Source organism: Binatus sp. (SeqCode) (assembly GCF_049584895.1).
Lineage (GTDB): Bacteria > Desulfobacterota > Binatia > Binatales > Binataceae > Binatus.
This window is the reverse complement of record NZ_JBAUYR010000150.1, coordinates 1-9,583: the sequence shown is the minus strand read 5'-3', so window position 1 is coordinate 9,583 and position 9,583 is coordinate 1. Positions and strand designations below refer to the sequence as shown.

The following is a 9,583-nucleotide window of genomic DNA, read 5'->3' as shown; positions in this document are numbered from 1 at the left end:
GTTGAGGATCCGGCTAATGCTGAGATCGGGGGCAAATTGGAAACGGCTCGATATGGGTAACGCCATGGCCGCGATACTAGCGCTTGCAGCTGCAGCCGCGAAGTTTCGCGGCGCGACCGATTCCCGTGATTCGGTGCTAAGCTTGCAACGACTCAAAGACACCAGGCAAAACCATAAGCGAGGACATTTGTCGATGAAAATTGGCGCATTGGTTTTTCTCACCGAGCAATCCGGCAACCCGGGCGCAATCGCGCGCGAAGCTGAAAACCTCGGCTTCGAATCATTCTTTGTCGCCGAGCACATGGTGGTGCCGAGCACCTACACCACCCACTACCCGCGCTCGCGCGACGGAAAAGTCCCGGAGTTCTATGCGCGCCTGATCGATCCGTTTGTTGCCCTCGCGATCGCGGCGGACGCGACCTCGCGGGTCAAAATCGGCACAGCCATCTGTCTGTTGCCGCAACGCGATGTGATCGAGACTGCCAAAGTGACGGCATCGATCGATCTCTATTCGAAGGGCCGTCTGATTCTCGGGGTCGGCGCTGGATGGTTCCGCGAGGAAGCGGAGGTCATGGGCGTCAACTTCGCACGGCGCTGGCAGCATCTGCGCGAATCCGTCGAAGCGTTGCGCAAGCTGTGGAGCGGCGACGACGTCAGCTATGCGGGCGAGATCGTGAAGTTCCCGCCAGTAAAGCTCGGGCCCAAGCCCGTGCAAAAACCGGGTCCACCGATATTGCTCGGCGCGCATGATCCGAAGTACGCACTCAAACGTGTCGCGCGCTACGCCGACGGATGGTGCCCGGGCGGTCTCAGCGCCGAAAAGGCACGCGAGTGCATTCCGCAGATCAAAAGGATGGCAAAAGAGTTCGGCCGCGATCCTGACCAGCTCGAGTTCTCGGTGCTGCTGGGCGCGGAGGGACCAAGCGCCGATGTGATGAAGCAATACCAGGAGGCGGGCGTGACCCGGCTGGTCCTGGCCGCGTCCGCAGTATCGGAAGACGGCGTCAAAGTGGTGCGAGGACTGGGATCGTTCGTCGAGCGCGCGGCGAAGCTCTAGCGGGCTCAATCAACTACGAAATCGAATCAGGACCAAATGTGGTCCAAGGATATTCGTAGAAGGAAAGCACCGCGGTGGCCGGCTCGGGAATCGCGAGTGGCGCCGGCAGTCTAAACTACCTACTCAAGGAAACCACCGATGGGAAACACCTGTGCCAGCATCCATATCGCGTGGCGAGGCGCCGCGGAAGATGCGTCCAGGGCAATCAGCCGGAGCTATAGCAAGCTCGGCTATAAGCGGGTGAAAAAAGCGCCGGCCGAAGGCGGCAAGCATGCGGTCATGCTGGCGCGCGCCGGACAATCCTACGTCTCTGTTTATGACAGCGACAACGCCAAGCTCGACAGCGGCGAGTTGAAGGATCTGGCGCTGGCGGCGTCCAAAGCGCTCAAAACGGCGGCGGTCTTCACCAGTCTCTACGACAGCGACTCCTATGAGTTCATCGTCTTCGCCAATGGCCGGCAGGTCGACCTGCTAATGACCGACGCCGAAAGCTACGACGGGCCGATGAAGCAGCTGAGCGAGAAATCGCGCGCCGCCAAATGGAGCAGCCTGTTCGGACGGACGCTGAGCATCGACCAGATCAGACAAGTGGTTACGAAACAGACAGCTTTTGCCGACGACATCGTGGGCGGACTATCTGAACTGATAGGTCTCCGCGACGGCCAGCCGCAGATGAACTATCAGTATTTTCTGGACAAGGAGGAGCAGCTCAGCGCCGAGTTCTACTTCAAGAAAATGCCCAATGCGCTGTCCGATATTCCGGCAGGCGAAATTCGGCTGGCTGATTATTTCGATCCCGACAATTGCCGCATGCGCGCCGTCTATCCGTCGAGCTGGCCACTGGCTATCGGCGCCAAGCGCCTGGCGACATGGCTGATATTGAGCCAGGGCGCGAGCTTCAGCGGAGGAACGGCGACCGTTCGGCTTTCAGGTCCGGACACGCTTGTACTTACAAGAGCTATTGTCACTGGCTGCAAATTTCATAACGGCCAGGTCGTTGGCGCGCTGGAACTAGTTGCGCAGAATCTCACGAAAGAAGACGTAGCAAAGTTAGTCGATGCCAAGAGATTCAATCTCGTGCCGACTGAGTCTTCTTCCGCTGAATCGCGTGTGTACCGGGGCGAGTTTCCGAATCTGGCAATTCCTCAGATGACTCCTCAGCGAACGACCCAGATTTTGCTGATCCTCCAAATGGACCTGGAACCCCAAAAGGCCGGCGAATGGGAAATCAACGTCTCTATCCAGCCGGGAACTCAAACCGAATATCAACACAAGCTGCCGCCGCTGCGCATCGCGGCGGTCGAACAGAAATGGTTACCGGTGGTATCCGGGCTGAACCCTAAAACCATTTACGATAAATCCAATCTCAGCACGACTCATCTTCGCGAGCTGAATCACAACCAATCCGAAGTTCCCGGACAGCGCCGGCTGGATCATCCGGCCGTCACTTCGAGCGTGGCTGTTCTCAAGGATGAAGAGCAGCCGACGCTGGATGCCGCCAGAAAGTGGTTCGAGGCTTGGCTGCGTCCGCTAGGGGACCAGCAAGAAGGCGAGATTAGGATTCATGGCGAAAAGCAGATGTCCGCATCGTTCAATGTAAGCAAGACGAAGAAGACACTGCCGGTTTCCGGTTTCCTCGGCGACAAGATGTGGGGAAAACTTTTCGACTACGCCAACAACTACCAGACCGTGCAGGTTACGTTCTTTCCCAAAGGCGCCGAATGCGCGGTTGCAGGGATCGGTTTGCAACATACCTTCCGCCAATATGGGGAGATAAGGAAGGAACAGCATGACCAACAGACGGCTGAAACGCTGGGCATCATGCGCGGCCGTCCCTTCGACACCCTCGAGCCCGGCGACACCTGGCACGTCTTCAAATGGGTGATCAATCACGAGGATTGCTACAAGTACCTGGGAACTTCCGCCGGTGACATGGAGCAGCAGCTCGATAGCTTCGCCACCGAGCGTCGGCCGCTGCAGGCATGGAACAGCCAATGCACCTGGATACCGGCGTTCGATCGCGCCGACTCTTATGAGTGCACAGTCTACGAGGACGCTAGCGTGCTGAACTGGTTCAGGGGCATTCTTCCCAACGGCTACGGCTTGAATGGCCCGAAGATGACCGCCCAATGGTGCGCCAATGTCTTGCGGATGGTCACGCCCCGGCTGTGGCTATGCGGGAATATGATCGATCAGATAGACAGAGCCGCGCTGGAACGGGTGGCTGAGGTCAGCGAATCCAACGGAGTCTATAAAATCGCGCTGCGCCTGGGCTGCGCGCTGGATGAGCTGGAACTGGCTCTAATGTTCATCCTACCGGTCGAAAGCGCGCGAATATCAGTCGTGCGATCCTAGGAGCCGGTCTCTTTGCTGCGTTTGAGCTCGGGATGGGTGTCTGTGGCGCAAGCGCTGCAGTTGCGTGCCGGAAGCCGAAATTCCGAAAGAACATTTGTACGCTCTCGATGAGGATAACCAGGTTCATGATTTTCAAATCACCTATCTTTCCCCCGATTTAGTTTGTGCGAGGTCTCCATCAGCGTCCGCGTGGTCTCGCAAATCGCGACGGCTTTGGCCGTTCGCGAATCAGTCTTCTCGTTATCTTCGATGGTGATGTTCATTTTCCTACCGATAGTCCTTGTATATACAAGACTCAGACCATACCAGTCGGGTGGCATCCAGATTGCTGAGCCAGAAGAGGCTATCAACATGAAATATCCGCAGGATAAGACCCAGGTGACGCCGTGCGACAGCCCTCTGCCCCAGCTCGAGGTTCCCATGATCAATTCGATGGTAGCGTGTCTGCTTAGCGAACACCGAAAGTTGAACGACCTGATCATGCAATTGGCGGGAGCTGCCACTGGGCTCGCCAATGATCCCGGCGCGGTTACAGCAAATGAACGGGCTCTTCAGGTGAGGGACGAGATACAGCACGCTCTACGGTCGCATCTGCAAATCGAAGACGGGCTGGTCTCGTGGGGCAAGGAGCATCACGCTATTTCGGGCGGATTGCTCGATATCGTGAAGAACGAACGTCTGGAGATGCGAAAGTCGATGGGCGCTCTGCGCGTGTTGTCGTCTGGCGTAGATCACGAACCGCAAACGGACGGCGACCGCAGCGGCATCGCGCAGACGTTGCTGGCTTTGGCCCGGACGCTCGACTCGCATGTCGAGCGCTACGATGCGGAGGTCCTTCCCTCGATCCTCCGTGCGTTGTTCCACTAATAGGGCGACGAGCTGAGCAAAACCCCGATGACATTACAAACTACAATCGAAACGCAGATTATTTCGCATTCGCGCAAATCGTTCGCCGAGGTGATCGCGAAAGAGCTTGTGGAGCGTTGTGTGCTGACGGAGAGTTAGTTTTAAATGGAGCACGGACAACAAGTCCGAAGCGGCGAAGCAGCGGAAATTCGATCTCAAGGAGTAAAGACATGCGAGAAGCGGTCATCGTATCTACAGCCAGGACTCCGATAGGCAAAGCCTACCGCGGCGCTTTTAATGACACGGAGTCGCCGTCAATGGCCGCTCCTGTAATTCAGGAAGCGGTAAAGCGCGCGCGGGTCGAACCCGCCGAGATCGACGATCTCATCATGGGCGCCGCACTGCAGCAGGGGACGCAGGGCTTCAACGTCGCGCGTCAATGCGTCGTCGCCGCGGGGCTGCCGATCAGCGTCGCGGGCCAGAGCGTCGATCGGCAGTGCTCCTCAGGGTTGATGAGTATCTCGATGGGCGCCAAGCAGATCATTGCCGACGGGATGCAGACCGTCGTCGCCGGCGGCCTCGAATCGATCAGCCTGGTGCAGAACGCGCATATGAACGCGTACCGGCAGGCTGATCCGATCGTGCTCAAACGCGCGCCCGCAATTTACATGGCGATGATCGACACCGCCGAAGTGGTTTCGAAGCGCTACAAGATCTCGCGCGAGGCGCAGGACGAGTATTCGTACCAGAGCCAGCAGCGCACCTTCGCCGCGCAGGAAGCCGGCCGCTTCAACGACGAAATGCTCACCACCACCGTGACCAAACGCTTCGACGACAAGAAGACTGGCGAGACCACAAAGCAGCAGGTCACTCTCGAGCGCGACGAATGCAATCGGCCTGGAACCACGCTCGAAGGGCTGGCGGCTCTTCCGCCGGTGAAAGGGCCGGGCGGATTCATCACCGCCGGCAACGCGAGCCAACTCTCCGACGGCGCCTCGGCCTGCGTTCTGATGGAGCGCAAACAGGCCGAGCAGCGCGGGCTGCATCCGCTGGGAATTTATCGCGGGATGGCGGTCGCCGGAGTCGAGCCCGATGAGATGGGAATCGGACCGATATTCGCGGTGCCCAAGCTGCTGAAACGCAACGGGCTCAAAGTCGACGACATCGGCCTGTGGGAACTCAATGAAGCCTTCGCCTGCCAGGTCATCTACTGCCGCGACCAGCTCGGCATTCCCGATGAGCTGCTCAACGTCAACGGCGGCGCGATTTCGATTGGACATCCTTATGGGATGAGCGGCTCACGCATGGTCGGGCACGCCTTGATCGAAGGCAAGCGGCGCAAAGTCAAATACGTCGTCATAACCATGTGCGTTGGCGGCGGCATGGGTGCGGCCGGGCTGTTCGAAGTCGCCTGAACCATTTTCCGGATCGGCTCTAGATAAGCATCTCAACTTTTGTGGTCCGATTCTTGTACGTACAACGACTCATTGGCAGAGAACGGAGGTTACTTAAAAGATGCAAGCCAACGGCGTGAATCAATGGAAAATTGGCGACGTTAAGATCACTCGGGTGGTCGAGTCGGAAGGACCTTGGGACGGGACATTTATTTTGCCCAACGGAACCGCGGAGAACGTAAGGAAGGAAAGCGACTGGCTATACCCGACCTTCTCCGACGAAAACGGCAAGCTTCGCATGGCCATCCAGGCGCTGGTGACTGAATCACAGGGCAAGCGCATCATCGTCGATACCTGCATCGGAAACGACAAGGTGCGTTCGAATCCCGAATGGAACAAGCAGCAATTGCCCTTCCTGCAGGACCTGCAGAAAATCGGATGTCCCCGCGAAGCCGTCGATCGCGTTATCTGCACGCATCTTCATATCGACCATGTCGGCTGGAACACTATGCTCAAGGACGGCAAGTGGGTGCCGACGTTCCCCAACGCCAAATACCTGATCGGTGGCACCGAATGGGATTTCTTTTCGCGCGCGACCGACCCGTTCCTGAAGGACCCGGTCGACGATTCGGTTCTTCCGGTGATGGCCGAGGGGATGTCGGAACTGGTCGACAACGAGTACCGGATCACCGATGAAGTCTGGCTCGAGTCGACGCCCGGCCACACCCCCGGTCATTTTGCGGTGCGCATCGCCTCCAAGGGTCAGAACGGGGTCATCACCGGCGACCTGATGCATCATCCGATTCAATGCCGCTATCCCGAGTGGGATGACAATTTCGACACCGATGGGCCGATGGCAAAGAAGACACGGCGGGCCTTCTGCGAGCGTTACGCCGACTCGGGCGTGCTGGTGTTCGGGACGCATTTCGCGCTGCCGTCGCCAGGCAAAATCTCGAAGAAGGACGACTCCTTCCGCTTTTCCCTGGCCGGATAAGAAAAGGCACCCTGCGGCCGGCGACAAGGAGCTACAATGCCCTCCGGCGCGGCCTGTGGCCGGCGCTTCGCAGGGCCGGGCTCCGGCGCGTCAACATGCACAGCCTACGGCACTCGTTCGCGTCGGCTCTGATCGCAGCAGGTAGCCCCGTCACAGAAGTAAATTTCTCAAAACCCCTTATAACACTTGGTCGAAAAGAGATGGTGCGAGAGGGGGGACTTGAACCCCCACGCCTTGCGGCACTGGATCCTAAGTCCAGCGCGTCTGCCATTCCGCCACTCTCGCGTGACTTAGAAAATATTGGAAAATTGGCGCCGGTTGAAGGGCCGGCGATTTGCGCAAAGGTCTCCCACCTATTTTGCTAAGCCGCAACTCGTTATTCATTTCGAACTAACAATCGGCAGCTAGCCTCCTGCCCGTCCGTCCTTCTCAACCCTTTTAAAGATTTTTCGCTGGAGGAAAAAATGCGCAAGTTTATCTGTTTGCAGTGGTTCGCCGCGCGTGGACGCCGGCCGTACTCGCGGCTCATTGCGGGCGTGGCCGCGATCGCGATGCTCACCACGACGGCAGCGCCGGTGTGGGCCGGTGGGGTCTTCGCTCCAAATAATCTGGTGGTGTCGCGCAGCGTCTATGCGGGCAGCGCAAGCACTATTACCGTGGGCGAAACCCTGCCACCGGGCTGTGCGGCTATCACGACGCCCCTTCTCTCATCCGGCACAATTAGCTCCGGGAGTGCGAACCTGACCCTGACCGCCGCCTTCGGCGGCTATCCGGGCGGCGTGCCCGCTGGCACGGCGATCGAGGTCATCGGGGCGGGGACCAGCAAGACCCCGGACTTGACCACGACCGTCTCCTCCGGCTCCGGCACGGCCTATGTGCTCGCGAAGAAGGCGGGTACCGCCGTCGCCAATGCGGAGGTGCTGGTGGGGCTCACGTTGCCGGTGCTCGGAGGCGGAACGACATCGGTCATAATCCCAACCGGTCCCAGCGGCTGCAACGTCAATGGGGTTTTTGGGGGAACGGGAGCGCTTTTCGATGGAACCTACCCCCAAGTGTTCAACAATGACGGTGCTGCCGATGGCAGCTTCGCCGTCAGCGCGCCGATTTTTCTCGATCAGCTGAGCACGGGCGGCACACTGCTCAATTCTCTCGCAATTGATCCGGCGATGATCGATACGAGCTTCTCGTCGAAGTCGGAGCTCGCCGTCAACAAGTCGGTGGATGGCCAGTCGCTTACGTTCATGGGCTACGTCGGCGGTCCGGGTTTCACGACCGGGGCCAACCAACTTGACGTGTCCAATGGGAATACGCCGGGCCTTATTGACCCGACCAACCCAGACGTCACGCAATACTACCGGGCCGTGGCGGAGGTGGACGCCTCCGGCAACCTGACGGTAACGGAGGGCAACGCTTATAGCGGCGACAATGGACGCGCGGCTATCAAGGGAGGAAACTCGCTCTACTACATGACCGGAAACGACAACAACGGAAATCTCTCTAAAGGCCAGCTCAGCACGACGCAGGTCGGCGTCGATCTGGTGAATTCCACCGGCGCCGAGCTCCTCGTTCCGGGAAACGCGCCGGGAGACGTGCCGCTGCTGTCGCCGTTCATCGACATGCTCGGGATGCTCGAGTTTGGTACAGACAAGCCTGGCAAGGACACCAACTTCCGCGGCCTCACGATCTTTGACAATACGCTGTACATCACCAAGGGCAGCGGCAGTAACGGCGTCAACACTGTCTATCAGGTCGGTACTCCCGGCACGCTGCCATCAGCCGCCACCACTGCAGGAGGCAATCTAGGCTTGCCGATTAACATCCTGCCGGGATTTCCCAATACCAATGCGAGCACTACGACCGACTTCCCCTTCGGCATCTTCTTTGCCAATGCGAACACGCTGTACGTTGCAGACGAAGGCAACGGCAATATCGGAACGTTCGATAGCACCAATGCCTATGACGACGCCCTGACCCAGAACGGGAACCCTGGGGGACTGGAGAAATGGGTTTTCAACGGAACCTCGTGGAACCTTGCTTATACGTTGACTAACGGATTGGGGTTGGGCCAACCGTACACCGTCGCCAGCTATCCGACGGGAGTCAATTCCGCCACAGGCAACACCAATTTCCCCGCTGGATTGCCGTGGGCGCCCGCCCCCGACGGTCTGCGTAATATCACCGGCCGGGTGAACACCGACGGAACGGTCAACATTTGGGCCATCACTTCAACTATCAGCGGTAATGGTGACCAGGGCGCGGATCCAAACCAGCTTGTTTTCGTCACGGATCAGCTCGCAGACACGAGCAACACCCCTCCGCCGACGGCGCAATTCGCCGTGCTCGAGACGGGCGGATTTGGCGAAGTGCTCCGGGGTGTGGCCTTCGCGCCGGGCGCGATCGCATCGGCCCCGAGCTCAGGCCAGGCCTGCAACGGGGTGTACAACGGAACCTTTCAAGGCAACCTGAAGGTCTCGGCGGGCCAGAACTGCGTCTTCGTAGGCGGCGCGATCACTGGAAATGTGCAACTTGACGGCGGCAATCTGTCGCTGACGAATACTTCAGTGAACGGCAATGTCCAGCTGCAGAGCGGCGGCAGTTTCTCGATTGGTCCATCCGTGACCATCGATGGCAACCTTCAGGCTCATAACCTCCCGGCCGGCGGCGCCGGAAATCAGGTTTGCGATTCGCACATAACGGGCAACCTGCAATATCAGAACAGCGGAACGCCGGTCGAGATCGGATCCGGTTCGCCAACGTGTACCGGAAACACCATCGGCGGTAATGTGCAGTTTCACAACAACAACGCGCAGGGACTGATCTCGAACAACACGATCAACGGCAACCTGCAATGCCAGAACGACATCCCGCCGGCCTCGGGGATCGCCGGCAGCAACACTGTCGGTGGGCAGAAACAGGGAGAGTGCGACGATCTATAAT

7 protein-coding genes and 1 tRNA gene are annotated in these 9,583 nt (G+C 58.8%); 6 read left to right on the top strand and 2 right to left on the bottom strand.

Annotated features, from left to right (window positions below):
- The first annotated feature begins 193 nt into the window (after positions 1-193).
- Together WB650_RS25070 and WB650_RS25065 are read left to right on the top strand one after the other, a co-directional pair.
- Positions 194-1,057: an LLM class F420-dependent oxidoreductase gene (locus tag WB650_RS25070; protein ID WP_422304428.1), complete on the top strand. Its 864-nt coding sequence runs from the start codon at positions 194-196 to the stop codon at positions 1,055-1,057.
- Between the two features lie 138 nt (positions 1,058-1,195).
- On the top strand, positions 1,196-3,412 hold the full coding sequence (locus tag WB650_RS25065) for a hypothetical protein (RefSeq protein ID WP_423962482.1): 2,217 nt from the start codon (positions 1,196-1,198) through the stop codon (positions 3,410-3,412).
- 137 nt (positions 3,413-3,549) lie between these two features.
- Here the strand turns inward: WB650_RS25065 and WB650_RS25060 are convergent, their stop codons facing one another.
- On the bottom strand, positions 3,550-3,675 hold the full coding sequence (locus WB650_RS25060; RefSeq protein WP_423962480.1) for a hypothetical protein: 126 nt from the start codon (positions 3,673-3,675) through the stop codon (positions 3,550-3,552).
- 88 nt (positions 3,676-3,763) lie between these two features.
- On the opposite strand from WB650_RS25060, the gene WB650_RS25055 reads away from it, so the two are divergent.
- From WB650_RS25055 to WB650_RS25045, 3 genes are all read left to right on the top strand, one after another.
- Positions 3,764-4,279 carry a hemerythrin domain-containing protein gene (locus WB650_RS25055; protein WP_423962479.1) on the top strand — a complete coding sequence of 172 codons (516 nt, stop codon included), beginning with the start codon at positions 3,764-3,766 and terminating at the stop codon, positions 4,277-4,279.
- A 209-nt stretch (positions 4,280-4,488) separates the two neighbouring features.
- A complete protein-coding gene (locus WB650_RS25050) occupies positions 4,489-5,673 on the top strand; it encodes an acetyl-CoA C-acyltransferase (RefSeq protein WP_422304431.1) in 1,185 nt (394 codons plus the stop codon).
- A gap of 100 nt (positions 5,674-5,773) precedes the next feature.
- A complete protein-coding gene (locus WB650_RS25045; protein WP_422304432.1) occupies positions 5,774-6,646 on the top strand; it encodes an MBL fold metallo-hydrolase in 873 nt (290 codons plus the stop codon).
- A 201-nt stretch (positions 6,647-6,847) separates the two neighbouring features.
- Here the strand turns inward: WB650_RS25045 and WB650_RS25040 are convergent.
- Positions 6,848-6,931 (bottom strand) — tRNA-Leu (locus tag WB650_RS25040).
- Positions 6,932-7,110: 179 nt separating this feature from the next.
- On the opposite strand from WB650_RS25040, the gene WB650_RS25035 reads away from it, so the two are divergent.
- Positions 7,111-9,582: a beta strand repeat-containing protein gene (locus WB650_RS25035; RefSeq protein ID WP_423962477.1), complete on the top strand. Its 2,472-nt coding sequence runs from the start codon at positions 7,111-7,113 to the stop codon at positions 9,580-9,582.
- Position 9,583: the final 1 nt, after the last annotated feature.

Coding starts and splice junctions, on each gene's coding strand:
- WB650_RS25070 (WP_422304428.1), top strand. CDS start 194: ATGAAAATTGGCGCATTGGTTTTTCTCACCGAGCAATCCGGCAACCCG.
- WB650_RS25050 (WP_422304431.1), top strand. CDS start 4,489: ATGCGAGAAGCGGTCATCGTATCTACAGCCAGGACTCCGATAGGCAAA.
- WB650_RS25060 (WP_423962480.1), bottom strand. CDS start 3,675: ATGAACATCACCATCGAAGATAACGAGAAGACTGATTCGCGAACGGCC.
- WB650_RS25065 (WP_423962482.1), top strand. CDS start 1,196: ATGGGAAACACCTGTGCCAGCATCCATATCGCGTGGCGAGGCGCCGCG.
- WB650_RS25045 (WP_422304432.1), top strand. CDS start 5,774: ATGCAAGCCAACGGCGTGAATCAATGGAAAATTGGCGACGTTAAGATC.
- WB650_RS25035 (WP_423962477.1), top strand. CDS start 7,111: ATGCGCAAGTTTATCTGTTTGCAGTGGTTCGCCGCGCGTGGACGCCGG.
- WB650_RS25055 (WP_423962479.1), top strand. CDS start 3,764: ATGAAATATCCGCAGGATAAGACCCAGGTGACGCCGTGCGACAGCCCT.